General features: G+C 56.2%; 26 protein-coding genes, 1 other RNA gene and 1 riboswitch. Of the genes, 18 read left to right on the top strand and 9 right to left on the bottom strand.

Annotated elements, in window-relative coordinates:
• Window positions 1-3 precede the first annotated feature (3 nt).
• Window positions 4-411, bottom strand: coding sequence for a hypothetical protein (locus AC2FI7_RS13635; protein WP_010440917.1), 408 nt, complete (start codon window positions 409-411; stop codon window positions 4-6).
• Between the two features lie 87 nt (window positions 412-498).
• Window positions 499-719: riboswitch (cobalamin riboswitch) on the bottom strand.
• A gap of 121 nt (window positions 720-840) precedes the next feature.
• Between AC2FI7_RS13635 and AC2FI7_RS13630 the strand changes: the two genes are divergently transcribed.
• Window positions 841-1,698, top strand: coding sequence for an alpha/beta hydrolase family protein (locus AC2FI7_RS13630; RefSeq protein WP_010440919.1), 858 nt, complete (start codon window positions 841-843; stop codon window positions 1,696-1,698).
• Between the two features lie 34 nt (window positions 1,699-1,732).
• Here the strand turns inward: AC2FI7_RS13630 and rsgA are convergent, their stop codons facing one another.
• The 3 genes from rsgA to AC2FI7_RS13615 all read right to left on the bottom strand — a co-directional run bounded on the left by rsgA (window position 1,733) and on the right by AC2FI7_RS13615 (window position 4,974).
• On the bottom strand, window positions 1,733-2,761 hold the full coding sequence (rsgA, locus tag AC2FI7_RS13625; protein ID WP_496816185.1) for a ribosome small subunit-dependent GTPase A: 1,029 nt from the start codon (window positions 2,759-2,761) through the stop codon (window positions 1,733-1,735).
• A gap of 158 nt (window positions 2,762-2,919) precedes the next feature.
• An RNA gene (gene ffs, locus AC2FI7_RS13620) (signal recognition particle sRNA small type) lies at window positions 2,920-3,018 on the bottom strand.
• 39 nt (window positions 3,019-3,057) lie between these two features.
• The gene (locus AC2FI7_RS13615) at window positions 3,058-4,974 is read right to left on the bottom strand and encodes a bifunctional 2',3'-cyclic-nucleotide 2'-phosphodiesterase/3'-nucleotidase (protein WP_496816184.1); all 1,917 of its coding nucleotides are present in this window, start codon (window positions 4,972-4,974) and stop codon (window positions 3,058-3,060) included.
• Between the two features lie 137 nt (window positions 4,975-5,111).
• On the opposite strand from AC2FI7_RS13615, the gene nudC reads away from it, so the two are divergent.
• From nudC to AC2FI7_RS13595, 4 genes are read left to right on the top strand one after another with little or no spacing between them, the layout of a single operon-like run.
• Window positions 5,112-6,095, top strand: a complete 984-nt coding sequence (nudC, locus tag AC2FI7_RS13610; RefSeq protein WP_496816183.1) for an NAD(+) diphosphatase — start codon at window positions 5,112-5,114, stop codon at window positions 6,093-6,095.
• Between the two features lie 39 nt (window positions 6,096-6,134).
• Window positions 6,135-6,602, top strand: coding sequence for an SRPBCC family protein (locus AC2FI7_RS13605; protein WP_010440928.1), 468 nt, complete (start codon window positions 6,135-6,137; stop codon window positions 6,600-6,602).
• A gap of 14 nt (window positions 6,603-6,616) precedes the next feature.
• Entirely contained in the window at window positions 6,617-7,102 is a 486-nt protein-coding gene (locus AC2FI7_RS13600) for a GNAT family N-acetyltransferase (RefSeq protein ID WP_010440930.1), read from the top strand.
• A 37-nt stretch (window positions 7,103-7,139) separates the two neighbouring features.
• Entirely contained in the window at window positions 7,140-7,682 is a 543-nt protein-coding gene (locus tag AC2FI7_RS13595; RefSeq protein ID WP_496816182.1) for a chloramphenicol phosphotransferase CPT family protein, read from the top strand.
• A gap of 13 nt (window positions 7,683-7,695) precedes the next feature.
• On the opposite strand, the gene AC2FI7_RS13590 is transcribed toward AC2FI7_RS13595, so the two are convergent.
• The gene (locus AC2FI7_RS13590) at window positions 7,696-8,529 is read right to left on the bottom strand and encodes a prephenate dehydratase (protein WP_010440934.1); all 834 of its coding nucleotides are present in this window, start codon (window positions 8,527-8,529) and stop codon (window positions 7,696-7,698) included.
• A gap of 119 nt (window positions 8,530-8,648) precedes the next feature.
• On the opposite strand from AC2FI7_RS13590, the gene AC2FI7_RS13585 reads away from it, so the two are divergent.
• The 5 genes from AC2FI7_RS13585 (at window position 8,649) to AC2FI7_RS13565 (ending at window position 15,018) form a co-directional block, all read left to right on the top strand.
• The gene (locus AC2FI7_RS13585; protein ID WP_029621890.1) at window positions 8,649-9,158 is read left to right on the top strand and encodes a c-type cytochrome; all 510 of its coding nucleotides are present in this window, start codon (window positions 8,649-8,651) and stop codon (window positions 9,156-9,158) included.
• A gap of 175 nt (window positions 9,159-9,333) precedes the next feature.
• Complete coding sequence (locus AC2FI7_RS13580) at window positions 9,334-11,241, top strand: extracellular solute-binding protein (protein WP_010440938.1); 1,908 nt, start codon at window positions 9,334-9,336, stop codon at window positions 11,239-11,241.
• A 1-nt stretch (window position 11,242) separates the two neighbouring features.
• The gene (locus AC2FI7_RS13575; RefSeq protein ID WP_010440940.1) at window positions 11,243-12,337 is read left to right on the top strand and encodes a microcin C ABC transporter permease YejB; all 1,095 of its coding nucleotides are present in this window, start codon (window positions 11,243-11,245) and stop codon (window positions 12,335-12,337) included.
• Window positions 12,338-13,444: an ABC transporter permease gene (locus AC2FI7_RS13570; RefSeq protein ID WP_010440942.1), complete on the top strand. Its 1,107-nt coding sequence runs from the start codon at window positions 12,338-12,340 to the stop codon at window positions 13,442-13,444.
• Window positions 13,441-15,018, top strand: a complete 1,578-nt coding sequence (locus AC2FI7_RS13565) for an ABC transporter ATP-binding protein (RefSeq protein ID WP_010440943.1) — start codon at window positions 13,441-13,443, stop codon at window positions 15,016-15,018. Before AC2FI7_RS13570 ends, AC2FI7_RS13565 begins: the two co-directional genes overlap by 4 nt.
• A 22-nt stretch (window positions 15,019-15,040) precedes the next feature.
• Here the strand turns inward: AC2FI7_RS13565 and AC2FI7_RS13560 are convergent, their stop codons facing one another.
• Window positions 15,041-16,966: an elongation factor G gene (locus tag AC2FI7_RS13560; protein WP_010440946.1), complete on the bottom strand. Its 1,926-nt coding sequence runs from the start codon at window positions 16,964-16,966 to the stop codon at window positions 15,041-15,043.
• A gap of 212 nt (window positions 16,967-17,178) precedes the next feature.
• A complete protein-coding gene (gene hemN / locus AC2FI7_RS13555; protein WP_010440949.1) occupies window positions 17,179-18,534 on the bottom strand; it encodes an oxygen-independent coproporphyrinogen III oxidase in 1,356 nt (451 codons plus the stop codon).
• 61 nt (window positions 18,535-18,595) lie between these two features.
• On the opposite strand from hemN, the gene fnrL reads away from it, so the two are divergent.
• Window positions 18,596-19,339, top strand: coding sequence for a transcriptional regulator FnrL (fnrL, locus tag AC2FI7_RS13550; RefSeq protein WP_010440951.1), 744 nt, complete (start codon window positions 18,596-18,598; stop codon window positions 19,337-19,339).
• 45 nt (window positions 19,340-19,384) lie between these two features.
• Window positions 19,385-19,639 carry a GlsB/YeaQ/YmgE family stress response membrane protein gene (locus AC2FI7_RS13545; RefSeq protein ID WP_010440953.1) on the top strand — a complete coding sequence of 85 codons (255 nt, stop codon included), beginning with the start codon at window positions 19,385-19,387 and terminating at the stop codon, window positions 19,637-19,639.
• A gap of 38 nt (window positions 19,640-19,677) precedes the next feature.
• Here AC2FI7_RS13545 and AC2FI7_RS13540 read toward each other — a convergent pair whose 3' ends face one another.
• A complete protein-coding gene (locus tag AC2FI7_RS13540) occupies window positions 19,678-20,517 on the bottom strand; it encodes a universal stress protein (RefSeq protein WP_010440955.1) in 840 nt (279 codons plus the stop codon).
• A 193-nt stretch (window positions 20,518-20,710) separates the two neighbouring features.
• Here AC2FI7_RS13540 and ccoN point away from each other — a divergent pair, with 193 nt between their 5' ends.
• Genes ccoN through ccoP form a run of 4 tightly spaced genes read left to right on the top strand, consistent with a single transcriptional unit; the run spans window position 20,711 to window position 24,139 of the window.
• Complete coding sequence (ccoN, locus tag AC2FI7_RS13535; protein WP_010440957.1) at window positions 20,711-22,318, top strand: cytochrome-c oxidase, cbb3-type subunit I; 1,608 nt, start codon at window positions 20,711-20,713, stop codon at window positions 22,316-22,318.
• A 14-nt stretch (window positions 22,319-22,332) separates the two neighbouring features.
• Window positions 22,333-23,061 (top strand): cytochrome-c oxidase, cbb3-type subunit II, encoded by a 729-nt coding sequence (gene ccoO / locus AC2FI7_RS13530; RefSeq protein ID WP_010440960.1) that lies wholly within the window; start codon window positions 22,333-22,335, stop codon window positions 23,059-23,061.
• 11 nt (window positions 23,062-23,072) lie between these two features.
• Window positions 23,073-23,279 carry a CcoQ/FixQ family Cbb3-type cytochrome c oxidase assembly chaperone gene (locus tag AC2FI7_RS13525; RefSeq protein ID WP_010440962.1) on the top strand — a complete coding sequence of 69 codons (207 nt, stop codon included), beginning with the start codon at window positions 23,073-23,075 and terminating at the stop codon, window positions 23,277-23,279.
• Window positions 23,276-24,139, top strand: a complete 864-nt coding sequence (gene ccoP, locus AC2FI7_RS13520) for a cytochrome-c oxidase, cbb3-type subunit III (RefSeq protein WP_010440964.1) — start codon at window positions 23,276-23,278, stop codon at window positions 24,137-24,139. Before AC2FI7_RS13525 ends, ccoP begins: the two co-directional genes overlap by 4 nt.
• A 152-nt stretch (window positions 24,140-24,291) precedes the next feature.
• On the opposite strand, the gene AC2FI7_RS13515 is transcribed toward ccoP, so the two are convergent.
• Complete coding sequence (locus AC2FI7_RS13515; protein WP_158005269.1) at window positions 24,292-24,450, bottom strand: hypothetical protein; 159 nt, start codon at window positions 24,448-24,450, stop codon at window positions 24,292-24,294.
• Window positions 24,451-24,550: 100 nt separating this feature from the next.
• On the opposite strand from AC2FI7_RS13515, the gene AC2FI7_RS13510 reads away from it, so the two are divergent.
• Entirely contained in the window at window positions 24,551-25,426 is an 876-nt protein-coding gene (locus AC2FI7_RS13510; protein WP_010440966.1) for a LysR family transcriptional regulator, read from the top strand.
• A gap of 102 nt (window positions 25,427-25,528) precedes the next feature.
• Window positions 25,529-26,956 (top strand): cytochrome c oxidase accessory protein CcoG, encoded by a 1,428-nt coding sequence (gene ccoG / locus AC2FI7_RS13505; protein WP_037321191.1) that lies wholly within the window; start codon window positions 25,529-25,531, stop codon window positions 26,954-26,956.
• Window position 26,957 lies beyond the last annotated feature (1 nt).

The following is a 26,957-nucleotide window of genomic DNA, read 5'->3' as shown; positions in this document are numbered from 1 at the left end:
CGATCAGGCCGACGGACGGTATTCAGCCTGCGCCCGAGTGTTTCCGCTCAGGGCTAACACTTCCAGCATTGCGCACGGCGGTCGGGACAAGGTGCCTGCAGGGATGGGGCGCGAGTCCGTGCCAAACATCAGGTCTGCATAGCTGTCCAGATGGTCGATCGCGACGTCTGAATCGGCATCACAGAACACTCGGGTTTCTTCCGGACCGGAGCGAAATCGGGCGGTGCATCCACTGGTGCAATGAGTCAGATCGCAGCTTCCTTCGATTCCGAATCCTGCGGTGGTCGTGGGGCCAGCTTTTCCAACCGAATTGGCCAGTGCCCGTGCCATTCGTGCCAAAGCGGGGCAGTTTTTCCCGGTCCGTTGGCAAATTGTTGCCGAGAATTTATGCGTGTTGGTCTTCCAGATCATTCATGCGCCCTCCGCGCAGGGCAGGGGCATCAATCAGGAGGGACAGCATGCATGCGGTCTTGCCCTGCCCGGACACCCCGCCCGAGTTTCAGTTTCGTTTTGATGGCAGGTCTCCTGACTCGCGGGTCATTGCTTTGCCGACCTTCCCGGCCTTCAAGGCCAGTGGCATTTCGACATCGCTCTCCGCTTACAGTTGCGGGGGCAGTCTCGGACTGGGTTCGTTCCGGGTTTATCCGGGCAGAACCGCACCGTGTTCCCTTTTCATCCCGGCCCGGTTGGGCGCGAGAACCATCACGTCATCGCTAGCGGTACAATCGTTCGGGTGTCAAGAAGATTGATCATGGCATGTGACGCACGGTCTAGCCACGTCAACCTTGACTCGGCGCGCCTTGGGTGAACTGATCGGTTCAGTTGATTTCAGAGGGCACCATGTTGGACACACAGCAAGCGGTTGTCACCGAGGACATTCAGTTTCAGTCCGGCCCGGCAATACTGTCGGCCCGGCTCTATCATCCAGTCGCAAAACCGGACAAAGTTGTTGTGATCAACGGCGCAACCGGTGTGCCCCGAGATTACTACCAACATTTCGCAAGTTGGCTTGCAGAAGCGCACGGCATGGCCTGCCTGACTTATGACTACAGGGATTTTGGTCACTCTCTGACAGGCTCACAAAAGCAATCGCGTGTCACCATGGCGGATTGGGCGCTGATCGACATTCCGGCTGCACGGACCGAAATGCGGCGGAGGTTTCCACAGGCCAAGCTTTGGAGTATCGGGCATTCTTTGGGCGGGATGTTTGGTCCGGTCCAACCCGATTTCGATCAGATCGACAGGATGATATGTGTCTGTTCCGGCCTGGTAACGCTGAGGGATCATCCTTGGCCTTACCGCGCTTTGGCGACGTTGTTCTGGTACGGTCATGCGCCCCTGGCGGTACATGCGCTCGGGTATTTGCCTGGAAAGGCTTTGGGTTTTGGAACAAATCTGCCTTCCCAAGTTTACTGGCAATGGCGCAAATGGTGCACAGCGCCTCAAAGCTATGTACCCGAAATCGGAAACACCTTGCCGGCAAACCGCTGGGCCGACATGGGCAAGCAAGTTGACATATTCGCCTTTGAGGATGATCAGGTTGTGCCCCCCGAGGCGGTTTGGCGGCTTGCCGATCTCTATGGTTCTGGCGCGCGGCGCCATCCGCTTTCGGCAAATGAATTCGGGTTATCTGAAGTCGGCCATATCGGCGCGTTTGCCCGGCGAAACGCTGCCGTCTGGCCCCGGTTGATCGCCTGAACTGCTGGGCACCGGTAACCGGTGCCCAGAATGGTCAAAGTCCCTTGCGGGATTTTTTCTCGTGCATCACGCTGCGCACCATTTTTCCAAACGCTTTATCGCGTGCGCGTGCCTGTGCCACCGAAGCCGAATTGTGCTGATCTTCGCGACGCAGCTTGCGCCATCGGTCCAGCCGTGCTGGATCAAGTGCACCGGATTCGATTGAAGTCTGTATCGCACAGCCGGGCTCGGTGTCGTGCTGACAATCAGAGAATCGACAGTTCAGGCTCAGGTCCGAGATGTCCGAGAACACCTCGTCCACACCCTCTTGCGCGTCCAGCAGGCGCAACGCACGCATACCGGGTGTATCGATCAACCAACCTCCGTTGCTCATTCGATTTAACGCACGTGCTGTTGTTGTGTGCCTGCCACGCGCATCATCTTCGCGAATGCCTGCGGTGGCTTGATCCTGTCCAGTCATCCCGTTGGCGAGTGTCGTCTTGCCAACGCCAGACGATCCGACCAGGGCGCTGGTCTGTCCCTTCGGGCACCACGACAGGACCTGTTCGATATCGGACTGATCCAAGGCATTTACGGCCAAAACTGTCAGAAACGGGGCCAGTGACTGGGCCTGTTCGACATAAGCAATTGCGTTGTCGCAGGTGTCCGACTTGGTCAGAACGATCACCGGATAGCTGCCTGCCTGATGGGCCAGCGCAAGATAGCGCTCTTGTCGGGGCAGGTTGAAGTCGGCATTGCAGGAACTGACGATGAACAGCACATCCACATTGGCCGCGATCAACTGTGCTGCGGCGTCTGTGCCCGCGGCCCGGCGCTGCAGCAGGCTGCGCCGTTCCAGAACACTGCGAATGCGTTTGTTTTCATCGGTCAGCACCCAATCTCCGACCGCAAAAGCACCAGTCGATTGGTCTGGGGAGAGTAGGGGAGTCTCGCCTTCTGGACTCAACCCGATCAACCGATCCCGGTGAACGGCTGCGATGCGAAAGGGGAGAAGAGACGGCTCAGCCGCATGCTGAGCTGCAAAGTGAGAGGACCATCCGAGGTCCGATAAGGAAAGTGACATGTGTCTGCCTGTGATCAGAAACAACAATCCTGTCGAATGGCGAACGCGCATTCGCAGGTGAGGTATTCAGGCAGTCAGCTGGAAAAAAGAATCAGAACCGGTCTGCCCGAAGGGTCATTGCTACAATCATAAACGCCCTCCTACGGCTAATGGGTTCAAAGTGAGAGGTTGGACATCGACCCAAGCGGGGCTCGTTGTGGCTGCTTCCTTCCGGACCTGACCAGGTTGGCGAGGCGCTCGCCCGCGCCAACCTCTCGAACATCGATATAGGCCTCCGGCTGTAAAATGGCAACCCGTCAGAAGGTCAGATGAATACGCATAAACCCATCGGTATCACGGGGCAGTATCTGGGGATCATAATCCGCCAATTCTTCTAGGTACTTGTCCGCGCCGGGACCGGTGGTCAGAATTGCTCCGCGGCTTTGGGTCGGCACAAAAGAAAACGGCTGAGGAGCTTGTTCCAATGGGTCTACGGGCGATCTTCCCGCGATGTAATCGCACAGGATTTCGTGAATGCGCAGCGACGGCAGGTTGATCTGATCTGCTTGAAAGTCGACAGGAAAATGACCGCCCCCGCTGGCGCGATAATTGTTGAGTGCAACAACAAACTTTTGATTGGCGGCGAGAGGCAGCCCTTGAAATGTAAGATCGCGAACGCGGCTATGGCCGGGATCTGTGATCCGTCCCGTTGCATCGAAACGAGCGGGTTGAGACAGGTCGAACCGGCAGGTCACGCCATGCAGTACATCAAAATAATACCCCGCCCGCAGAGGATCGATGAGGTTGACTGGATCATTCAGCGAAAGCTGATTGAACAGCCCGGCGGACATCTCAAGCCAATCACGAACCTGTTCTCCGGTGATCAAAGTGGCACGCAACTCGTTTGGAAACACGCACAGATCAGCCACATTGCGTACCGAGATACTTCCCGCCGGGACATCGGTATAAAACCGAGTTCCTGCGCGGCCTCCGAATTTGGTCGGGGCGGCGGCTGACAGGACGGGATGGTCTGCCCATTCGGTATTCAATAGGTACGGCCGAAGCGCTGCAGCTTGAGCGGTTGCGATAAGCGCCAACCCACGATCAGGGGTGCAGAACGAAAAATAGCTGTGTAATGGGTGTGGGACATTGCCGACGGGCTTGGCCGCGCGGGCGCGTGTTGCTGTGTGGCCTTGGGCAAACAACTGCGCCAACTCGGGACAATCGGTCACCGGCGATTTTGCTTGATTGACTGCGCGTAATTCGGCTTCGCTCTTGATGATGTGCCAGCCGTCAATATCTCGACCCAGAGTCAAATCAATGAGGCCGAGGTGTGAGCCTGCCCAACCCGGCATCACCACCGGTTTGCCATTTACAAGTCCGCGATTGCTGTCGACATGTTTCAAACCGACATGCGCCGCGCCCGGCAGAGTCAGGTGTGTATGGCCAGCAACGATTGCATCAATGCCTGTCAGGGCCGCAAGCGGAATAACGGCATTTTCCAGTTCTGGCTGTGCCTCTGCCGAACCGAGGCCTGAATGAGCCAGCGCGACGACCAAATCGCATCCATCTTTGCGCAGTTCTGCTGCTATACGTTGTGCTGCGGTTAGGATATCGGCAATTTGCACGTCATCCCGCAGCATATGCGCCTCCCACCGGGCGGTCTGAGGTGGCAGGACAGAAAGAACACCTATGCTAATAGGAACATCTTCTCCACCGATACTGATTGTGCGCTGCAGAATTGCTTGGGACACCCAGCCCTGTTCGGGAGTGTTGCTTTTCATGTTGCTGCAAACAACCGGACACTCGAACTGACCTGCGATGCGATTGATGAACTTTAGTCCAAATCCAAAATCGTGGTTGCCCAATCCGACTGCATCATACCCCAGGATATTGAACGCCTTGGGCAAAGGGTGTTGGGCTGGCATGGCTTCGGCCGCCCAGTCGCCAAACGGGGTACCTTGCAGGCTATCGCCATTGTCGAATAGCAAAACCAGCGCCCCGTTGCGTTCCGCCTGTTCTTGGGCGACCCGGATCATGCTTGCGGTGCGGGCGAGGCCGACATCAGGATCGGGGTGATCGGCATAATAGTCGTATGACGTCATGTGCATATGAAGATCAGAGGTCGCCAGGATCCGAAGGTGCGCGCGACCTTTGAAATCACGATTTTGAGGCGGGAAAACTTCGGCTTTCAATATTTTTACTTCTGGATGATTGTGTAACGCAAACTTCACTATGAGTTGTATTTAGTGCAAATTCCGAGGCATTGCTGCGGTCTTTCGACGGCGTAAGAAATATTGATCTGTGAATACCCCGTTGCACCGGTGGTCAAGACATGGCAGCCCTTTGCGCAAATACAGGAATGACAGGCATGAAACGCGCAGAACAGGTAACTTTTGGCGGCTCTGGGCTGGACCGGGCAGGATTGCTGCGAGGCGATGCGGACAAATTGGCGCAGGCCCATGCTGACCCATCAGCGACATGTGTTCTGCTGTGGCGCGGCAAAATTTTGGCTAAGGGTGACGCTGTGGATCAGTTGGCGCTGCTTCCCATGTCCCACGATATTCTCAAAAATGGTCCAGGTGGTGTGATCGAGGTGCCCGTCCTGCTCGGGTGTATGGACGACGGATCGCCTCTGTTTGCCTTGGATATATCTGATTGGGCGGCCGAGGGGCTCGACCTCTCTGCTGTCGGGAAGTTTGTGGATGGTAGCGAACAACAACACCCCGACTTGCCCAAAGGGCATGTGTTTGTCGAGCTACGCCGGATCATGGCACGGCTGAATCCACGTGATGCAGAGTTGGCAGCAACCGCCAAGGCGGTGATCGGCTGGCATGAAACGCATCAGTTTTGCGCCCAGTGCGGTGCACATAGTGAGATGGTTCAAGCTGGATGGCAGCGCAGCTGCCCTTCCTGTGGCGGGCAGCATTTCCCGCGCACAGATCCGGTTGTTATCATGCTGATAACGCATAGAAATTCGGTTCTTATGGGCCGTTCTCCTGGCTGGCCCGAGGGGATGTATTCACTTTTGGCGGGCTTCGTTGAACCCGGCGAAACGCTCGAAGCCGCAGTACGGCGCGAGGTGATGGAAGAAGCCGGAGTACCCGTGGGCGAGGTGCGCTATCTTTCCAGCCAGCCTTGGCCCTTTCCTGCATCCCTGATGTTTGGCTGTGCAGGCGAAGCCCTTTCGCGAGATATTCAGATCGACCCGGTTGAAATCGAAGATGCGATGTGGGTCACCCGGACCGAGATGATGCAGGCCTTTGCCGGGGACCACCCCAAGCTCCTGCCAGCCCGAAAGGGCGCGATTGCACATTTTTTGTTGCAGCACTGGCTTGCAGACACATTGGACTGACGAGAAACTGGACTCAATCAAGGGCAGAGTAAAACGAACATGCAGTTTTCAGCGCAGGAAGATATCGAAGTTCCGATTGATACGGTCTTCACCATGATTTCTGATTTCGAGCGCTTTGAACGCATGGCCTTGCGGCGCGGGATTGAAGTGAGGAGAATCGCCGATTCTGCGGTGCCACAGACCGGAACCGCATGGGAGACCGAGTTCAAGATACGCGGTAAACCACGTCAGATTGCCATAGAGATGACGGAATATGACAGCCCGTCTCTGATGCGCTTTCAATCCAGTAGCAAGGGAATGAACGGTGATACGGTTGTCGAGCTTTTGGCACTGTCTCAACGTCGGACACGTTTGCGGATTGAGACATCGCTGGGCGCAAAAACCCTTCCCGCACGGCTATTGCTACAGTCTTTGAAGCTCGGGCAATCCAGGTTCCGCCGACAGTTTCATACGCGGCTCAGCGAATTTGCGCGGGACATGGAAGAACGGCACCTGCATGGTGCCTGAATATGAGGGAGTAGATGAGTAGATTGGATCAACCGATCATCCGCGAAGCTGTTGAGGCTGATGCTGATGGAATTGCCAAGGTGCTGACCGAACTCGTGGCTGCCGGTAAGCGAAGCAAAGACAGCAACGCTGCTTTTGCTTTGGGGCATTACATCAGCGATCCCGAACGTATTCGGTGTAGTGTTGCTGTCACGCCAAACGGAGAAATTTTGGGATTCCAATCGCTGAAACTTGCCACCGAAAACAACCCCTATGAGGTTGCGGTCGGCTGGGGCATCATCGGCACACATATTCGGCCGTCTGCTGCGCGACGCGGTGTGGGGCGGGCACTATTTGAATCGACGCTTGAGGCCGCTCGGTATAAGGGTTTACCTGCTATCGACGCGACGATTGGGGCTGCCAATCCCGAGGGGCTTGGGTATTATGAAGCCATGGGATTTCGAGAATATCGCCGGATGGAAGGTGCAATATGCAAGATCTTTCATGTTCCCAAAGTCTGAGCCTGGCAACACCCAAACGATAAGCCCGTCCTAAAACATGTCGCAGATCTTCTTTCTTCACGGCGCATCCAGCAGTGGGAAAACGACACTGGCACAGGCACGGCAAAGGGCGGCAGAGGTGCCATTCTGGCACATCTCGATTGATCATCTTCGGGACTCTGGCGTTCTGCCCATGCGGCGCTTTCAAAGCAGAGAATTCGATTGGTCGATCGAGCGTGGCAAGTTCTTTGATGGTTTCCATGCGTCTTTGGCGGCCTATGCAAATGCAGGGAACAATCTGATCATCGAACACATTCTGGATACGCCTGAATGGGCAGAAATGCTAAAGCGGCATCTGGCAGGTCATGATGTATTGTTTGTGGCTGTGCATTGCCCCACCGACCTCCTAATCAAAAGAGAAATGGCGCGCGGTGACCGCGAACAAGGCAGCGCGGTGAGTGACCAACAGGTCATTCACATAGGCAGGGTCTATGATCTGGAAGTCAATTCGATGGATGACATCGATGGGAATGTCGATCTCATCCTCGACGCTTGGCGCAATGGGACGCGGAGCTCTGAGTTTGCCCTGCAGGAGGGGTAGCGACAGCGAAATGTTACCCGCGGGGCTGCGCCGCCGGGTAGACGCCAAGCACCTCAACATTGGTGGTGAAATGCTCTAGTTCATCCATCGCCAATTTTACATTGCGATCATCCGGGTGGCCTACGATATCCGCATAGAACTGCGTCGCAGTGAATGAGCCGTCGACCATGTAGCTTTCCAGCTTGGTCATGTTGATGCCATTGGTGGCAAATCCACCCATTGCCTTGTATAGCGCGGCCGGGATGTTTCGGACCTGAAAGACGAAACTGGTGATCATCCCATGTTCGCCACGACGCGAATCGTCCACCTCTCGTGACATCACTAGAAACCGGGTCGTATTATCTCCCTGATCTTCAATATGTCGCGCTAATACGTTGAGGCCGTAGATTTCGCCCGCCAGTTCACTGGCCAAAGCTGCGGAATGCTTGTTGCCAGCCTCAGCAACTTCTCGCGCGGCGCGGGCATTGTCAGGGCTGACCCGTCCGCGAATTCCGTGCTCTCGCAAAAATCCTGCACATTGTGGCAGCAAAACAAGGTGGGAATGCGCTTCGGTGACGTCTTCCAACTTGGCGCCTGGTACGGAAAGCAAATTGATATGCACCCTCACAAATGCCTCATCGATAATATGCAGCCCGCTATGGGGAAGCAGGCGGTGGATATCCGCGACGCGGCCATAGGTGGTGTTTTCTACCGGCAACATTGCCAGATCAGCTTCTCCCGAACGCACCGATTCGATCACATCTTCGAATGTGCGGCAGGGCAGTGCGTCCATATCCGGGCGCGCGTTGCGGCAAGCCTCGTGGCTATAGGCGCCGGGTTCTCCCTGAAATGCGATGCGATTGGTCATTTGGTCGTTTCCGTGCAACAAGTTCTTGAATTGGGCGTTTAGTCGCGGTGTCTATACCTTGCCTCTTGTCAGGGGAAGCCTTAGACACCCGGAAGACAGCTAAAGTGGACTCGCGATCAATGTTCGACACGATGACAGTTACCAAGGCCGCAGCAGGCCTGTTTGGCACCTTCCTGGTGCTGCTTCTGGCAAAATGGGGGGCGGATGTCCTCTATAGCAGTGATAGCCATCATGCCGAGGCTGCCTACGTTATCGAATCCGAAAGCTCGGGCGAAAGTGCCGACGGTGAAGAGGTGGTCTTCGAAGAGATTCTGGCAGCAGCCGATCCTGAAAAAGGAGCAAGGGTGTTCCGTAAATGCACCGCTTGCCACAAATTGGAAGACGGCGCGAACGGCACTGGCCCGTACCTGTACGCTATCGTAGATCGCCCTGTAGCTTCGGCAAAAGGGTTTACCGGCTATTCTGCAGCTATGCAGGCGCATGGCGGCAACTGGACGCCTGAAGCGCTTGATGCCTTCCTGACCCGACCCAGCAGCTATATCTCGGGCACCTCGATGAGCTTTGCTGGCCTGAAAAAACCACAGGATCGCGCCGACTTGATTGCTTACCTGCAGACCATCGGCAACTGATCTTTTGATCATTACGCAAGAATTCAAAGCCGCTGCGCCAAGCAGCGGCTTTTATTTTTTACGTGAGAAAAACTTCACAAAGCGCTCACGCATTCTAAACTTGCAACTGACAGTGCTGGACCTTTAGCTGGCTGGCACGACAATGAAGATGACAGTTATTCAGAGGACGAGCCCAATGAAACCCCTTCTGCCCGCGATGCGCTTTACTGGAATTCATTCTTGGACTGCGGCGCTAGGAATTTCGGCAGCGGTTGTTTTCGGGGGTATTCAAGCCAGCGCCAGCGAGGATGGTATCACGCGAAGCCACGGCTATTCTTACTTTGGAAACCTGGATTACCCGGCGGATTATCCGCACTTGAATTATGTCAATCCCGATGCGCCAAAAGGTGGAGAGCTGTCGCTGGCGGGATCAGGTACGTTTGATTCCCTGAACCCCTACTCGCGAAAAGGTCGCGCAGGCGCGTTGACGACGATTCAATATGACCCGCTGATCGAAAGCACATCAGACAGTGTTGGCCAATACTACGGCGTTGTCGCCGAAAGCATGGAGTATGACGAAGGCCGCAACTACGTGATATTTCATTTGCGCCCCGAGGCGATGTTCTGGGATGAAACCCCAGTGACGGCCGAGGATGTAGTCTATAGCCACCGCCTGTTTATCAAGCAGGGCTTGCCATCTTATGCACAGGCAGTCGGTCGGATGGTCACGGGTGCCGAAGCGCTGGATGATCACACCGTCAAATTTACCTTCAGCCCGGATGTCACCCGTCGTGGGCTTATCGAAACAGTTGGTTCAACTCCGGTCTTCTCGAAGGCTTGGTTTGAAGCTGATGAAAACCGCCGTCTTGATGAACCTCGTCTTGAGGTCGCGGTAGGGTCCGGCCCGTACAAGCTGGACAGCTACGACATCAATCGCCGCATCGTTTACAAGCGTCGTGATGACTATTGGGGCAAGGACTTGCCGATCAATGTGGGTCGCAACAATTACGACATCATTCGGATCGAATATTTCGCTGATCAAACTGCCGCATTTGAAGGTTTCAAAGCTGGTGAGTACACCATGCGTGTTGAAAGTGATCCGAAGCAGTGGGCCTCGAGTTACGATTTCCCGAAGCTCGACGAAGGGTATGTTGTGCAGGATGAGATCGTTGATGGAAGTCCTCCGACACCATCTGGGTTTGTATTCAATCTGGGAAAACCGCAGTTTGCCGACAAGAATGTGCGCAAAGCACTAGCGCTGGCGTTTAATTTCGAATGGGCAAATGAGTCGCTGATGTTCGGACTGAACAAGCCGCGCAATTCGTTTGTGCAAGGCACTCATCTTGAGGCAACAGGTGCGCCAGAAGGCGCGGAACTGGCGTTCTTGGAAACACTGGGCGATGTCGTCCCGGCCGAAGTCTTAAGCGAGCCCGCGCTTGTTGTTCATGAATCCAACCCGGCCCGCCTGAACGACCGTCGCAATCTGCGGAAAGCGTCGAAACTGCTGGATGAAGCCGGATGGCCGGTCGGTGAAGGCAATCTGCGCCGAAATTCCGAAGGGCAGACGCTGAAAGTGAATATTCCTTACGCGTCCAGTATTCCCACCTCGACTTCGACGATGATCGAGACCTACGTCCAGAACCTTCAGTCAATTGGTGTGGATGCTTCTGCAGAGAAAGTTGACCCCTCTCAGTTCACGCTGCGGCGTCGTGAGCGGGATTACGACATGGTGTATTCGAACCGATATGGCTCGTTCCTATCCACCGGTGGCGGCCTAAGCCAGATGTATGGATCGGAAGAGGCTGCATTCAGCCTGTTCAATCCGGCGGGTCTTGCCAGCCCTCTTGTGGACGCGGTGATCGAAGCGTCCTTTGATACAACAAATCAGGCAGAGCAGGATGCCGCATTGATGGCGTTGGACCGTGTGCTGCGCTATGAGTTCTTTGTCATACCCGATGGGTATGTGGCGGACTATTGGACGGCTTACTACGACATGTATGAATATCCTGAAAATCTACCTCCATTCTCGCTGGGGTATCTCGATTTTTGGTGGATCAACCCTGAGAAAGAGGCTGACCTGAAAGCCAAAGGCGCGCTGCGGTAAAATGGGCGCCTATATTCTAAGACGCCTATTGCTGGTCATACCGACCCTTCTGGGCATCATGATCGTCAATTTCACGCTGGTGCAATTTGTGCCGGGCGGACCGATCGAACAGATCATTGCGCAGATCGAAGGTCAGGGCGATGTCTTTGCAGGATTCGCCGGTGGTGGCGATGCCGGGGCAGGCGCCGAACCTGCTGGAGGTTCCTTTGACGACAAATACGTCGGTGCGCGTGGGTTGCCGCCTGAGTTCATCGCTGAACTGGAAAAAGAGTTTGGATTCGACAAACCGCCACTCGAACGTTTTCTAGGCATGATGGGCAATTACCTGACGTTGGATTTTGGTGAGAGCTACTTCCGCTCGATTAGCGTGATCGATCTGGTGCTGGAAAAAATGCCCGTGTCGATATCGCTGGGTCTTTGGTCGACCCTGATCGCCTATCTGGTTTCGATCCCGCTGGGTATCCGCAAGGCGATCAAAGACGGGTCAAGTTTCGACACTTGGACCAGTGGTGCGATCATTGTGGCATATGCGATCCCCGGGTTCCTGTTTGCCATTCTGCTGTTGGTGTTGTTTGCCGGTGGGTCGTATTGGCAGATATTCCCGCTGCGCGGGCTCACCTCGGACAACTGGGAAAGCCTCAGCCTGCTTGGCAAAGTCGCCGACTATTTCTGGCACATCGCGCTTCCGATCATCGCACTGACGATCTCGGCCTTCGCGACGCTGACACTGCTGACCAAGAACTCGTTCCTGGATGAGATCAAAAAGCAATACGTCATGACCGCCCGCGCCAAGGGTCTGAGCGAGCGCAAGGTGCTGTACGGCCATGTCTTCCGCAACGCGATGCTGATCGTGATTGCAGGGTTTCCGGCAGTGTTCATCGGCGTGTTCTTTGGTGGCTCGATCATCATCGAGACCATTTTCTCGCTCGATGGTCTTGGGCGACTGGGCTTTGAGGCCGCAGTGGCGCGCGACTATCCGGTGATTTTCGGCACGCTCTTCATCTTTGGCCTGATGGGCCTGGTTGTCGGCATCATCAGCGACCTAATGTACGTTCTGGTCGACCCGCGCATCGACTTTGAAAAGCGGGAGGGATAATTGGCACTTTCCCCTCTTAACCAGCGCCGCTGGCGCAATTTCCGGCGTAACGGCCGTGCCTTCTGGTCGCTGATCATCTTCTCGATCCTGTTTGGCCTGTCGCTGTTTGCCGAGTTCATCGCCAACGATAAGCCGATCCTGGTGAAGTACCGGGGCGAATTCTACACGCCGGTCTTCAACTTCTACGCCGAGACCGAATTCGGTGGCGATTTCCAGACCGAGGCGATCTACCGCGACCCCGAAGTCATGTGCCTGATCGACAGCGGAGGGCTAGATCAGTGTTTCGATGATCCTGAAGGGATTATCGAAGAGATTAAAGCCGGTACATTCGAGGCGGACGGCTTCGAGCGCGGCTGGGCTATCTGGCCACTGATCCCTTATTCCTTCAACACCAGCGTGGACCGACCGGGTGCTGCACCGCTGCCGCCCAATAGTCAAAACCTGCTGGGCACGGATGACACCAAGCGAGATGTGCTGGCCCGCGTGATCTATGGCTTTCGCCTGTCGATCCTGTTCACGCTAATTGTGACCGGGGCTGCCAGTTTGATCGGCATCTTTGCAGGGGCCATTCAGGGCTTTTTTGGCGGCTGGCTCGATCTGATCTTTCAACGGATTATTGAAATCTGGTCATCAACTCCCTCGCTCTATGTGATTATCATCATGTTTGCCATTCTCGGCCGAAGTTTTTGGTTGTTGGTGGCTCTGATGATTCTCTTCGGTTGGACCGGGTTGGTTGGCGTTGTACGGGCTGAATTCCTGAGGGCTCGAAATCTGGAATATGTTCGTGCCGCGCGCGCGCTAGGTGTGGGTAACATGACGATCATGTTCCGCCACATGCTGCCCAATGCGATGGTTGCCACGCTGACCTTCATGCCGTTCATCGTGACCGGCACGATTGGCGGACTGGCGTCGCTGGACTTCCTTGGTTTCGGCCTTCCGTCCTCGGCCCCATCGCTCGGAGAGCTCACATTACAGGCAAAACAAAACCTGCAGGCCCCGTGGCTGGCCTTCACCGCCTTTTTCACCTTTGCCATCATGCTGTCGCTGCTGGTCTTCATTTTCGAAGGCGTGCGCGATGCGTTTGATCCCAGAAAGACCTTCTCATGAGCCTGCTGGATGTGAACAACCTCAAAGTCTCCTTCCGGCAGGACGGGCAGGTTTCTGCTGCGGTGAAAGGTGTGTCCTTTACCGTGGACCGGGGTGAAACAGTAGCGCTGGTAGGGGAATCGGGCTCAGGCAAGTCTGTGACCGCTCTCAGCACCGTATCACTGCTGGGCGATAGTGCGATCGTCGAAGGCTCGGTCACCTATGACGGCCAAGAGATGATTGGCGCGTCCGAGAACAAGCTGATGGAAGTGCGTGGCAACGACATCAGCTTTATTTTCCAAGAGCCGATGACCTCGCTCAACCCGCTTCATACGATCCAGAAGCAGATGACCGAGTCTCTAGCATTGCACCAGGGGCTGGCTGGTGATGCGGCGCGAAATCGGATTATTGAACTGCTGAACAAAGTTGGCATCCGCGACCCGGAAGAACGTTTGGACAGTTATCCGCATCAGCTGTCGGGTGGGCAGCGTCAGCGCGTGATGATTGCAATGGCGCTGGCCAACAAGCCGGACATTCTGATCGCAGATGAACCAACGACCGCGCTGGATGTGACCATTCAGGCACAGATTCTGGAACTACTGGCTGAACTGCAAAAGTCTGAAAACATGGGAATGCTGTTCATCACCCATGACCTTGGCATCGTCCGGCGCATCGCAGACCGGGTCTGCGTAATGAAGGGTGGTGAGATCGTCGAAACCGGCGTAACCTCCGAGATTTTCGACAACCCGCAGCATCCTTATACGCGCAAGCTGCTGGCGGCTGAGCCGTCAGGACACCCCGATCCGGTGGCAGCTGATGCCGAAGAGGTCGCGCGCACCGATCACCTGAAGGTCTGGTTTCCGATCCAACGGGGGTTCCTGAAACGTACAGTCGGGCATGTAAAAGCCGTCAATGACGCGACGCTCAGCGTCCGCGCCGGGGAAACGCTTGGAATCGTAGGCGAGAGCGGGTCGGGCAAGACGACACTGGCCCTGGCCATGATGCGTTTGATCGCCTCCGAGGGCGGGATCACTTTCCGCGATCAGGACGTTCGCCGCTGGTCAACGCGTGAACTCAGACGGCTGCGCAAAGATATGCAGATCGTGTTTCAGGACCCGTTTGGCAGCCTCAGCCCCCGTATGACCTGTATGCAGATCATCGCCGAAGGGTTGGCTATCCACAATGTCGACCCCCATCGTGCCCCGCGTGAATTGGTGGCCGAAGTGATGACCGAGGTCGGGCTGGACCCCGCCGCGATGGACCGCTACCCGCATGAGTTTTCAGGCGGGCAACGCCAGCGGATCGCCATCGCGCGCGCCATGGTGTTGCGGCCCAAGCTGCTGGTTCTGGATGAACCGACCAGCGCGCTGGACATGACCGTGCAGGTGCAGATTGTTGATCTGTTGCGGGACCTGCAAAGGAAGTACGGGCTGGCTTATCTGTTCATCAGCCACGACCTGAAGGTCGTGCGCGCGATGTCTCATAACGTCATCGTCATGCGCAACGGGGATGTGGTCGAGATGGGCGCAGCCGAGGATTTGTTCGAACACGCCCAAACCGACTACACGCGTGAATTGATCGCGGCAGCGGGCTGACGAGCAGCCCGCCCCCCTAGCCTCAGGCCATTTCCTTGTTCTTTGCAGAGGCAGGAACAGGGCCGCGCAGTTCTTCATAATGATCGAACTGCAGTTTGACCCAACCGGTGCCACGGGTGGCGCTGGCAAGGGTTCGGTGCAGTTCATCCTCGGCAACGGCCGGAAGCTGCGCGTTGAATATCTCCCAACCCGAAGCGTTCGGATTGCCCTCGAATCCTAGAACTTGACCCTGCAAAGAACTGATCGTGGGGACCAGGTCACCGACGAAGGTTGACGGCAGATGGATTTCGGCATTCAGGATTGGTTGCAGGACGACGGGTTTGGCCTCGGGCAGCGCTTCACGCACCGCGTTCTTGCCAGCGGTGCGGAAGGCATAGTCCGAACTGTCCACGTTATGGTGCTTGCCGTCGCTGAGCGTCACCTTGACGTCCACGACAGGGAAACCTTCAGGGCCTTCGACCAGTGCGTCCTTGGCCCCGTGTTCAACCGAAGGAATGTAGTTCCGGGGTACGGCCCCGCCCTTGACTACTTCTTCGAACTGGAACCCCGATCCGCGCGGTAGCGGCGCGATTGAGATCACCACATCAGCAAATTGACCTGCGCCACCGGATTGCTTGCGGTGGCGGTGACGATGATCGACTTTGGTGCGGATGGTTTCGCGATAGGCGGTTCCGGCGGCCTCGGCTTCAATCTCAATCCCAAAATCTTCGTCTAGTTTAGCTGTCACGCGGCGCATGTGTTGTGGGCCTTGCGAACTTAGAATGGAATGACCGCTTAATTCGTCCTGTTCCAGATGCAGTCCGGGATCGATTTCAACCAAACGGGTCAGCGCGTTCGACAGACGCACATCGTCGCGTTCATGCGCGGGTGAGACAACCTGACGATGCGCAGCGGGATGCGAAGAGGCCCATTCCGGCAGCGGTGTAGCAGCAGCGCTGTCATATATGAAACCAGGGTTGAGATGATCGGATTTGACGGCCAGACCAATCTGTCCAGCCTCAAGAGCACCGATCTGGGTTTTGGCGTCGAGTGTGGTCAGGTTCCCAACGGTTTCACCGCCCAGAGGCTCGTGCGCTTTGACGCCATCGCCCAGTCCGCGCAATACGGTGATCTTACCAATATGCTTCTTCACATCCGCAAAGCCTGCGATGGCGCGCGCTGAATCTTCGGCCTCGTCCCTGTCTGCTGCGATGTTGAATTCCGGGGCCTCATGGCGCAGTGCTTTCATCAGGCGCGTCAGGCCATTGCCATGGCTGGCAGCACCCAGGCAGGCGGGGATAAGCTGGTGGTTCTGCAAAACCTGCGCGGCCAACTCGTAGACCTCCTCGCTGGGTGGCTGCTTATCTTCGATCAGTTGCTCCAGCAAATGGTCATCAAAATCTGACAGGGTCTCGAGCAACTCGGTGCGCGCTTCCTGTTCGCGATCCTCCACCGATTGCGGCAATTCGATCAAGGCTGAGGGCTGGCCTTCTTGATACTTCCACGCGCGTTCCGAGATCAGGTCGACGGCCCCGATGATGTCTTCTCCTTCGCGAATCGGAACTTGACGCAAAGCGATGTGGTGACTGCAATAGGTCTGAAGCGCTGCTACGATGTCGCGTATGCGGCCATTGGGGCTGTCCATGCGATTGATAAAGAGGAAACTGGGAATACCTGCTTCCTCAACCAGTCTCAGATAAGGGGCACAAAGGACTGCGGCGTCTGGATCGGGGGGAACCACAACCACAGCTGCGTCTGAAATGGCCATCGCCGGGCCGACATAGGCCAGCGCATCGCCGCCTCCGTCCACGTCCACCGCGCACCACGGTTCGTCTAAATAAGAAAAACCGTGCAAATGCACGGTTCCGGAAACATCGAATGTTGTAGGCCGCCCGTCGAGGCGGCTGATCGCTTCGACCAAGGTGGATTTGCCCGATTGACTGGGGCCGAGGACGGTGAAAACGCGCATGAGTGCTGTCCCTGTTTCAGTTGCAACTTGGCTGCACGAAAAGGGCTGTCGAACGCATGCGCGTCGGCAAGAACTGTCTGCGTTTGCCTGCCTCAGGCTGTGAAGAGGCGGTCCTCTCCACCCCTTGAGTGTGGAGAAAACCGAAGGCATGCGTCAAGCCCCCGTGCTGGATTCGAAGGGCAGGTCGCGAAAAACGACCTGCCGAAGTGTGTTCAGATCGCGGAACTATGCCCAGCCTTACTCAGATCATATGCGTCGAAGCTACGTGCGATCATGCGGGTGAGAGCGCGCGCTTCGGGCGGGATGAACAAGCCGTTTTCATCAATGCGCAGCAGTCCGTCAAAGGCTGCATTTGCCTTGGCGTACATCTGGTGCAGCTCAGCGGCTGAGATGTCGTAGTCGCGCAGAATCTCGTTCGAATTGATCTGGAAATCACACATCAGTGCCTCGATCAGGCGCGACCGCAGGATATCCTGACCTTTGAACAAGTGCCCGCGCGACGTCGAGAACCGCCCTTCGCGAATGGCCTTCGTGTGGGCTGAGGTTGCCGGAGCATTCTGTGCATATCCCTGCGGGAACCGCGAGATTGAGCTGGCACCCAAGCCAATCAGGATCGGGGCCTGATCGTCCGTGTAACCCTGGAAATTCCGTTTCAGACGACCGGCACGCAGCGCATGGGTCAGCCCATCATCCTGGGTCGCGAAGTGGTCGATCCCGATCTCAGCGTAATTGTCCCACAGAAACAGTCGCCGGGCAGTTTCGAACAATTCCAGTCGCTTCTCTGGCGTGGGAAGCGCATCTGATGGAATCAGTTGCTGGCGCTTGGCCATCCAGGGCACATGAGCATAGCCATAAAGCGCGACCCGATCCGGGTTCAGGGAAAGCAGCTTTTGGACGCTCTCGGTCATGCGGGCTTTGGTCTGATGAGGCAGACCATAAAGGATATCCGCGTTCAGGCTGGCAATTCCACGTGCGCGGATCATCTCGGCCGCTTTGCGAGTGGTATCGTAGCTTTGAATGCGGCCTATGGTTTTCTGGATTTCATCATCGAAATCCTGCACGCCGATCGAGGCGCGGTTCATCCCGGCCTCGGCCAGCGCATCCAATCTGGCTTCGTCGATCTCATTCGGATCAATTTCAACCGAGAATTCCGCATCTGGACCCAGCGGAACGACTTCAAGAATCCGTCCTGCCAACTCGCGCATCAGGTCCGCATTCAACAGGGTCGGCGTGCCGCCACCCCAATGTAGCCGAGACAGCGTAACTCTCTCGGGCAAACGCGCGGCCAGCAGGTCAAGTTCGGCTTTCAGAACGTCAACATAGGCAATAACAGGGTTATCCGTTTGGGTGCCTTGTGTCCGGCAGGCGCAGAACCAGCATAGCCTGCGGCAGAAGGGTACGTGGATATAAAGCGAGATCGAACTGCCGGGGGCAATCCCGGAAATCCAGTCGGCAAACAAGTCAGCCCCCACGTCATTGCTAAAGTGGGGGGCTGTGGGATAGCTTGTGTAACGCGGTACTTTCGCGTCAAAAAGTCCAAGCCGTGCCAATTGCGGTTTCAGTGTCATGGCGATATGACTATAGCGGGAGGGCCCAGGGTACTTTGACCGAAATCAAATGGAAACGCGAATGACACTCAAGGCCCAATTCGACCACACAAATTGCGCAGAATGCCCGATACGGCATCGCGCGGTGTGCGCGCATTGTGAAAAGGACGAGCTGGAAGAACTTGAGAGCATCAAGTACTACCGCAGCTTTGAGGCTGGGCAGACAGTCATCTGGTCCGGTGATCCGATGAACTTTGTCGGTTCTGTCGTATCCGGAATTGCGTCTCTGACACAGACGATGGAAGACGGGCGCACACAGATGGTGGGCTTGCTCTTACCTAGTGATTTCGTTGGCCGACCCGGGCGTGAAAACGCGCCGTATGACGTTGTTGCGACGACCGATCTGGTGATGTGCTGCTTTCGGAAAAAACCTTTTGAAGAACTGATGGTGACGACACCGCATATCGCGCAGCGCCTGTTGCAGATGACTTTGGACGAGTTGGATGCCGCGCGTGAATGGATGCTGGTGCTTGGGCGGAAAACGGCGCGGGAAAAGATTGCCAGCCTTCTCTCGATCATTGCGCGTAGGGACGCGTCACTTCATTCGTCCGGCACTGTCGGCCCGATTGTATTCGACCTTCCTCTGACACGAGAGGCGATGGCAGACTACCTAGGCCTGACACTTGAGACTGTTAGCAGACAAATCTCAGCCCTCAAGAAGGACAAGGTCATCTTGTTGGAAAGCAAACGCCATGTCACGATCCCAGATATGGGGCGTTTGATGGAAGAGGCGGGTGACGATTCGGATGGCGGATTTCTGGTCTGATATCCGATGATCTGACTAAAGCCCCAAAACAAACAGGAGCCAACAATGGAATTCAGCGGTGTATTGGCCATGTTGTTCATCGGCGCGATTGCCGGGTGGCTGTCCGGAAAGATCATGGAAGGACGCGGGTTCGGCCTGATCGGCAACATCATCGTCGGAGTCGTCGGCGCGTTTTTGGCTGGCACGATCTTTCCCGCTTTGGGCTTTGGCGTCGGTGGTGGGCTGCTCTCTTCGATTTTCTTTGCGACGGCCGGCGCAGTGATTCTTCTGTTCCTAATTGGCCTGATCCGCAAGGCTTGAGAAAAAACCGCCCCGATAGGGCGGTTTTTGCAATTTGATCAATGGGCCAGAAAGACCGGCACTTCGGATTGTTCCAACATGTTCCGAGTCGCACCGCCCAGAATGGCCTCGCGAAAGCGCGAGTGCCCGTAGGCGCCCATTACGATCATGTCGGCCTCGGTATCGGCGGCGTGACGATTAAGAATATCCGAAACGCGTGTCATGGTTTTGCTCAGCACATCAATCTCGCATTTCACGCCGTGCCGCGCCAACATTTGAGACAACAGCCCGCCAGGGTCCGAGCGATCGGGCCCATGACGTGGCGGGTCAATGACGACAATCCGTGTAAGCTCGGCCTGCTTCAGGAAGGGAAGGGCGCAGCGGATGGCGCGCATCGCTTCGATGCTTTCATTCCAGCCTACCATTATGGTTTTGGGTGAGGAGATTGGCTCAATTTCATCCGGTACCAGCAATACCGGGGCATGCCCTTCGAACATGGCGGCCTCAACAATCGGTTCGGCCTCGGCGTCGCGATCCTTTCCGTATGGGCGCGGCAATATCACAAGATCCGAAAAACGGGCGCGGCGGGCGACGTGTCGGCCAATATCGGCAATCTGTGCTACCCCATTTTCAGCCGACCAACGCACCCCTGATTTGCCAAGATAGTCCTGAGCAAATTTGAGGATTTCATCCGCCTCGGCATTTGCGCGACTCAGGGTTTCCTGCAGGATCAGTGCATTGGCCCCGGCGTAGTAATACCCGGTCTGACTGCGGTCGACCCCAAGGCACAGCGCTTCGGCGTGGGCGTCTTGCCCGTCGGCCAAGGCGACCATCTGTGCCAGAGCCGTTTGGGAAATCTTGGTTTCTGTCATGACCGTAAGCAGGGATTTGTATGCCATGTCGACCTCATTATTCCGGCGCTCCTTAATGCGGAACGTGTGTTTGTCTCTGGAAAATACCTCTCACAGAAAACAGGGGGTTGTCTTGACACAGATCAAAGCAGCAGAATTGGCATCACTGCATTACGACACGCAGTCAAAAGGGTTCCGTGTGGCATGAAGAATCGCGCGGGGCATGGCAAAGGGACGCAATATGTCAAATTACATCAAGCTGATCGTGCTTGGGCTGGTTGTGCTGTTCGCAGCCATTGGGTCCAATTATGCACGGGATTTGGCGTATCAGGTGCACGCAATTCTGGTGATGATCATCGCTGCTGGATTGTTCATTTGGACGCTTAGAAACACCGATGAGCCAGATATTCTTGTAGATCGCTCGGCGGAATATATGGATGGCGTGATCCGCTATGGCGTGATCGCAACTGCCTTTTGGGGTGTGGTCGGGTTCCTTGCGGGGACTTTCATTGCGTTCCAGCTGGCCTTTCCGTCGCTGAACTTCGAATGGGCGCAAGGGTATATGAACTTTGGACGTTTGCGGCCATTACACACGTCGGCGGTTATCTTCGCCTTTGGTGGTAACGCGCTGATCGCAACCTCGTTCTATGTCGTACAGCGCACAAGTGCCGCACGTCTGTGGGGCGGAAACCTGGCCTGGTTCGTGTTCTGGGGCTATCAGCTGTTTATCGTTCTGGCCGCAACCGGTTACTTGCTGGGTGGAACCCAGTCGAAAGAATACGCCGAGCCTGAATGGTATGTCGACCTATGGCTGACCGTTGTCTGGGTTGCTTATCTGGCTGTCTATCTGGGCACAATCATCAAACGGAAAGAACCCCACATCTACGTGGCCAACTGGTTCTATCTGGCATTCATCGTGACCGTCGCCATGCTGCATCTGGTCAATAACATGACCATTCCAGTCAGCATCTGGGGTTCGAAATCGGTCATCGTCTGGTCAGGTGTCCAAGACGCCATGATCCAATGGTGGTATGGCCACAACGCCGTGGGCTTCTTCCTGACCGCAGGCTTCCTGGGCATGATGTACTACTTCATCCCGAAACAAGCCGAGCGTCCGGTGTTCAGCTACAAACTGTCGATCATCCACTTCTGGGCGCTGATCTTCCTGTATATCTGGGCCGGTCCGCACCACCTGCACTATACCGCGCTGCCGGATTGGGCCTCGACGCTGGGCATGGTTTTCTCGGTGATCCTGTGGATGCCTTCGTGGGGTGGTATGATCAACGGTCTGATGACCCTGTCGGGCGCATGGGACAAGCTGCGCACAGACCCTGTGATCCGGATGATGGTCATCTCAGTCGGCTTCTACGGCATGTCCACTTTCGAAGGTCCGATGATGTCGATCCGCGCTGTGAACAGCCTGTCTCATTACACCGACTGGACTATTGGTCACGTGCACTCGGGTGCGCTGGGCTGGAACGGAATGATCACCTTCGGTGCGCTGTACTATCTGGTGCCTGTCCTGTGGAAACGGGACCGCCTGTATTCGCTGCAGATGGTCAGCTGGCATTTCTGGCTCGCCACAATCGGTATCGTGCTCTACGCCGCGTCGATGTGGGTCACTGGTATCATGGAAGGCCTGATGTGGCGTGAAGTGGATGCCAACGGCTTCCTGGTGAATTCGTTTGCTGACACCGTGGCTGCCAAGTTCCCAATGTACGTCGTACGTGGTTTGGGTGGGGTGATGTTCCTCGCTGGCTCGCTGATCATGTGCTACAATCTGTGGATGACTGTGCGGAAGGCACCGGCCAAAGAGGCCAGCCTGACCGTCGCGGTCCCGGCTGAATAAGGAGGGCCGGAGCAATGGCAATTCTCGACAAACACAAGATCCTCGAGACCAACGCGACTCTCCTGCTGATTTTCAGCTTCCTGGTCGTTACTATCGGTGGCATCGTTCAAATCGCGCCTCTGTTCTATCTTGAGAACACCATCGAGAAGGTGGAGGGCATGCGCCCTTACACTCCTCTGGAACTGGCGGGGCGTGACATCTACATCCGAGAAGGATGCTATGTCTGCCACAGCCAAATGATCCGCCCGATGCGGGACGAGGTCGAACGCTATGGCCACTATTCTCTGGCGGCCGAGTCGATGTATGACCATCCGTTCCAGTGGGGATCGAAGCGTACCGGACCTGATCTGGCACGCGTCGGCGGCCGATACTCGGATCAATGGCAAGTTGATCACCTGCGTGATCCGCAATCGGTGGTCCCGGAATCGGTGATGCCCAAGTATGGTTATCTCGAGCGTCGCAAGATCGACGGTAAGTACATCGGTGATGTCATGGCCGCGAACGCAATGGTCGGCACGCCTTACACTGAAGAGATGCTGGAGAACGCGCTGGCAGACTTCCGTGCTCAGGCGGATCCGGACAGCGACTACGACGGTCTTTTGGAGCGCTATGGTGACAAGGTGAACGTGCGCAACTTTGATGGTCAGCCCGAACTGACGGAAACTGACGCGTTGGTCGCCTATCTGCAGATGCTGGGTACATTGGTCGACTTCTCGACGTTTACGCCAGATGCAAGCCGCTAAGGAGGGATAAGATGGAAGAATACACTCTCCTAAGGCAGTTTGCGGATAGCTGGATGCTGCTGCTGCTGTTTACGTTCTTTCTGGGCATCGTGATCTGGGTTTTCCGCCCCGGTGCCAGCAAGGAATACAAGGACACGGCCAATATCCCGTTCCGACATGTGGATGCCCCTGCCCCTCAGCAAGACAAACCCGCCACATCCAAGGAGGCGCGGCAATGAGCAAAACACCTGAAAAACAGCCGGGCGATCCGAATACCACAGGTCACAGCTGGGACGGTATCGAAGAGTTCGACAACCCGATGCCACGTTGGTGGCTGTGGACGTTCTATGCGACCATTCTCTGGGGCGTGATCTATACGATCATGTATCCAGCGTGGCCTCTGGTTCAATCGGCAACCGCCGGTGTATTGGGCTGGTCTTCGCGCGAGCTGGTGCAGCAAGAAATGGTCGCTTTTGAAGAAGCGAACGCGCCGTGGAATGCCAAGCTGGTGGAGACACCGCTGGAACAGATTTCGGCGGATGCAGAGCTTCAGCAATACGCTGTGAACTCTGGCGGTGCCGTGTTCCGGACCTGGTGCGCGCAGTGCCATGGCTCTGGTGCGCAAGGCGCGCCGGGCTTCCCGAACCTGCTGGATGACGCCTGGCTGTGGGGTGGTACGCTCGAAGATATCGAGTACACCATCGCCCATGGTATCCGGAACGAAGAAAGCGACGATGCGCGCTATTCTGAGATGCCGGCCTTTGGTGAGATCCTCGAGCAAGACGAGATCACTCAGGTAGTCCAATACGTCATGTCTCTGACAAATGCGCAGACCGACGATGCGGCGGCGCAGGCGGGCAAGGTTGTGTTCGAGGACAACTGTGCATCGTGCCACGGCGAGGATGGCAAAGGCGACGTCACACAAGGTGCACCAAACCTGACGGATGCGATCTGGCTTTATGGTGGCAGTGAAGAGGCTCTGACTGAAACGGTCACCTACAGCCGCTTTGGTGTGATGCCCCCATGGGAAAATCGTTTGACTGACGCGCAAATCCGCGCCGTTACGTCCTACGTCCACCAATTGGGTGGTGGTCAGTAGAGGCTAAAAGAACACCTCCGGGCGGTTTTCCGCCCGAAGGCTGAGGCACCGGCTGTTCAATCTGTTCGCGCGTTTCCAGAACAGCCGGTGCCGATTTTCCAAACAATAGGGCCGCGTCAGGCTGCGGTCTAGTGTGGGGATCTAAGACGCCATCAGAGGTTGTTCAGATCCACCCCGCGCGGGCTTTCTCTCCACCAATGACTCTCGGGCAGCCACCGGCGCTTACGGAGACCCGGCTTAGGAGCCTCTCGAATGTGCGGAGCGTCGATGCGGGTCGCATTCATGAAAGATCGGGCAAATACAGTCAGCATGGCTTGCCTCCTATGTGGCGTTGTTTCTGCCGAATAGATTGACCTTTGATGCCGAAAATGCGACTCAATAACCTTTCCAACATGTAAGTATGGATTACATATGGATTGGCTCAAACTTCCTCCACTCGCCGCGCTGCGCGCTTTTGCTGCCTTTGCTGAGAAGCGTAATGTTGTCGAAGCCGGGGCCGCGCTGAACGTCAGTCATGCCGCCATTAGCCAGCAGTTGCGCGTGCTGGAAAAGTATCTTGGCGCAGCCCTGTTGGATCGCAGCGGCAAAGCCTTGACGCTGACAGCGGACGGAGAGCATCTGGCCCGCGCCTTGCAACTTGGCTTTGGTGCGATCGAGGCTGCGGTCGGCGATCTGGCCAGATCCGGCCTGGATCGCCCAGTTCATGTATCACTGACATCCTCTTTCGCGGCCTCATGGCTGATGCCACGCCTTCCGGTGTTTCGCGAATCCCACCCCGAGGTGAATCTGATCCTCGACCCGTCCGCCGAAGTGGTTGATTTGCGCCCAGGCGGAGTGGACATTGCGATCCGCTACGGCCCCGGAGGTTGGTCGGGGGTACATTCAGAAATGCTGTTGCAATCGCCGGTGGTGATTGTCGCCGCGCCGAAACTTCTGGGGGGCAAGACGTCATTGACCCCGTCGGAGCTGGCGCAGCTGCCGTGGTTGGAAGAGGTTGGCACCACCGAGGCAACGTCTTGGCTTGCCGAGCACGGCGTTGGTCCAGAACGCGGTGCAGGTCGGACTCAGCTGCCTGGCAATCTGGTTCTGGATGGTTTGCGCGCCGGGCAGGGGGTCACGGTGACCGTGCGACATTTCGTCGAGCAAGACATCAAAGCTGGGCGCATTGTGGAGCTCTACGCTGAGCCCGATGCGCGCGGATACCATATTGTGACGGCAAATTCGGCACTTAGGCCTGCTGTCAGAACTTTTGCCGGCTGGCTTAGACGTCAAGCACGTGAAACGTGATAAAAGGTATCTGTACGATGCGCGTTTTGACCCATGTCAAAGTCCCTATGCTTGTGATCTGGAAGAACGCACACTCAGAAGAGCCAGTCCCGGAGCCAGCCTGTGAGCGATTCCAACCCGACCCCCAGCCTTTACGCCGCCAGAGAACCAATTTTCCCAAGACGGGTATCCGGTCCATTCCGGAACCTTAAGTGGATCATTATGGCGGTGACACTGGGCATCTACTATGTAACGCCGTGGATCAGATGGGATCGAGGGCCAAGCCTTCCTGATCAGGCTGTGTTGCTCGATCTGGCGAACCGACGTTTTTATTTCTTCTGGATCGAAATCTGGCCGCACGAATTCTATTTCGTTGCCGGGCTTTTGATTATGGCGGGATTGGGGTTGTTTCTTTTTACCTCAGCGTTGGGCCGGGTTTGGTGCGGATATGCTTGCCCTCAGACTGTGTGGACCGACCTCTATATTCTTGTTGAACGCTGGATCGAAGGCGACCGCAATGCGCGTCTGCGCCTGCATCGCCAAAAGAAGCTGGATTTCCGCAAAGCGCGTCTTCGACTGACCAAATGGTTAGTTTGGTTCTTTATCGGGCTGGCAACCGGCGGCGCGTGGGTTTTCTATTTTGCGGATGCCCCAACACTGGCGCGTGATTTGGTCACCGGCAATGCGCATCCCGTCGCTTACACGACAATGCTGATCCTGACTGGTACAACCTTCTTCTTTGGAGGCTTCGCGCGCGAACAAATCTGCATCTATGCCTGCCCATGGCCGCGCATTCAGGCCGCGATGATGGACGAGGATACCCTGGTCGTCGGCTACCGTGAATGGCGGGGTGAACCGCGTGGCAAGGGCAAACGCTCCGCTGACAGCGAGCTGGGCGATTGCATCGATTGTATGGCTTGCGTCAATGTCTGTCCGGTAGGGATCGATATCCGCGACGGTCAGCAGCTGGAATGCATCACCTGCGCTCTTTGCATTGATGCCTGCGACGACATGATGGCCAAGATCGGCAAGCCACGTGGCCTGATCGATTACATGGCGCTGAGTGACGAAACGCGTGAACGCGAAGGTCATCCGCCCAAGAATGTGTGGAAACACATCCTGCGTCCGCGCACGATCCTTTATACCTCTTTGTGGTCGCTGGTTGGTTTCGCCTTGCTCTTCGCCCTGTTCATCCGGTCGGATATCGACCTGACTGTGGCTCCGGTACGGAACCCGACTTTCGTAACCCTTTCCGATGGTACGATCCGCAATACCTATGACGTACGCCTGCGTAACAAGCATGGCGAGGAACGGGCCTTTAAACTGTCGCTTGCCGGTGATCCGTCGCTGCAGGTCGAAATCGAGGGCGTCGAAGGTGACACTGTAAATGTCACGGCAGATACGGCACAATTGACGCGCGTTTATATTACAGCAGCGAAAGACACCGGGCCCGCAGCGGTTGACAGCACATCAGTTCGCATCTGGGTCGAAGATCTGGAAAGTGGTGAGCGCGCATACAAAGACACCACGTTCAATGGGCGAGGAAACTGAC

Source organism: Ruegeria sp. YTSA064 (assembly GCF_059610325.1).
The sequence above is the reverse complement of the archived record's forward strand: the minus strand, read 5'-3'. Positions and strand labels throughout refer to the sequence as shown.

Excerpts from the sequence above, each read along its gene's own strand:
- AC2FI7_RS13635 (WP_010440917.1), bottom strand. The coding sequence starts at position 411 with ATGATCTGGAAGACCAACACGCATAAATTCTCGGCAACAATTTGCCAA.
- AC2FI7_RS13630 (WP_010440919.1), top strand. The coding sequence starts at position 841 with ATGTTGGACACACAGCAAGCGGTTGTCACCGAGGACATTCAGTTTCAG.
- rsgA (WP_496816185.1), bottom strand. The coding sequence starts at position 2,761 with ATGTCACTTTCCTTATCGGACCTCGGATGGTCCTCTCACTTTGCAGCT.
- nudC (WP_496816183.1), top strand. The coding sequence starts at position 5,112 with ATGAAACGCGCAGAACAGGTAACTTTTGGCGGCTCTGGGCTGGACCGG.
- AC2FI7_RS13605 (WP_010440928.1), top strand. The coding sequence starts at position 6,135 with ATGCAGTTTTCAGCGCAGGAAGATATCGAAGTTCCGATTGATACGGTC.
- AC2FI7_RS13600 (WP_010440930.1), top strand. The coding sequence starts at position 6,617 with ATGAGTAGATTGGATCAACCGATCATCCGCGAAGCTGTTGAGGCTGAT.
- AC2FI7_RS13595 (WP_496816182.1), top strand. The coding sequence starts at position 7,140 with ATGTCGCAGATCTTCTTTCTTCACGGCGCATCCAGCAGTGGGAAAACG.
- AC2FI7_RS13590 (WP_010440934.1), bottom strand. The coding sequence starts at position 8,529 with ATGACCAATCGCATCGCATTTCAGGGAGAACCCGGCGCCTATAGCCAC.
- AC2FI7_RS13585 (WP_029621890.1), top strand. The coding sequence starts at position 8,649 with ATGTTCGACACGATGACAGTTACCAAGGCCGCAGCAGGCCTGTTTGGC.
- AC2FI7_RS13580 (WP_010440938.1), top strand. The coding sequence starts at position 9,334 with ATGAAACCCCTTCTGCCCGCGATGCGCTTTACTGGAATTCATTCTTGG.
- AC2FI7_RS13575 (WP_010440940.1), top strand. The coding sequence starts at position 11,243 with ATGGGCGCCTATATTCTAAGACGCCTATTGCTGGTCATACCGACCCTT.
- AC2FI7_RS13565 (WP_010440943.1), top strand. The coding sequence starts at position 13,441 with ATGAGCCTGCTGGATGTGAACAACCTCAAAGTCTCCTTCCGGCAGGAC.
- AC2FI7_RS13560 (WP_010440946.1), bottom strand. The coding sequence starts at position 16,966 with ATGCGCGTTTTCACCGTCCTCGGCCCCAGTCAATCGGGCAAATCCACC.
- hemN (WP_010440949.1), bottom strand. The coding sequence starts at position 18,534 with ATGACACTGAAACCGCAATTGGCACGGCTTGGACTTTTTGACGCGAAA.
- fnrL (WP_010440951.1), top strand. The coding sequence starts at position 18,596 with ATGACACTCAAGGCCCAATTCGACCACACAAATTGCGCAGAATGCCCG.
- AC2FI7_RS13545 (WP_010440953.1), top strand. The coding sequence starts at position 19,385 with ATGGAATTCAGCGGTGTATTGGCCATGTTGTTCATCGGCGCGATTGCC.
- AC2FI7_RS13540 (WP_010440955.1), bottom strand. The coding sequence starts at position 20,517 with ATGGCATACAAATCCCTGCTTACGGTCATGACAGAAACCAAGATTTCC.
- ccoN (WP_010440957.1), top strand. The coding sequence starts at position 20,711 with ATGTCAAATTACATCAAGCTGATCGTGCTTGGGCTGGTTGTGCTGTTC.
- ccoO (WP_010440960.1), top strand. The coding sequence starts at position 22,333 with ATGGCAATTCTCGACAAACACAAGATCCTCGAGACCAACGCGACTCTC.
- AC2FI7_RS13525 (WP_010440962.1), top strand. The coding sequence starts at position 23,073 with ATGGAAGAATACACTCTCCTAAGGCAGTTTGCGGATAGCTGGATGCTG.
- ccoP (WP_010440964.1), top strand. The coding sequence starts at position 23,276 with ATGAGCAAAACACCTGAAAAACAGCCGGGCGATCCGAATACCACAGGT.
- AC2FI7_RS13515 (WP_158005269.1), bottom strand. The coding sequence starts at position 24,450 with ATGCTGACTGTATTTGCCCGATCTTTCATGAATGCGACCCGCATCGAC.
- AC2FI7_RS13510 (WP_010440966.1), top strand. The coding sequence starts at position 24,551 with ATGGATTGGCTCAAACTTCCTCCACTCGCCGCGCTGCGCGCTTTTGCT.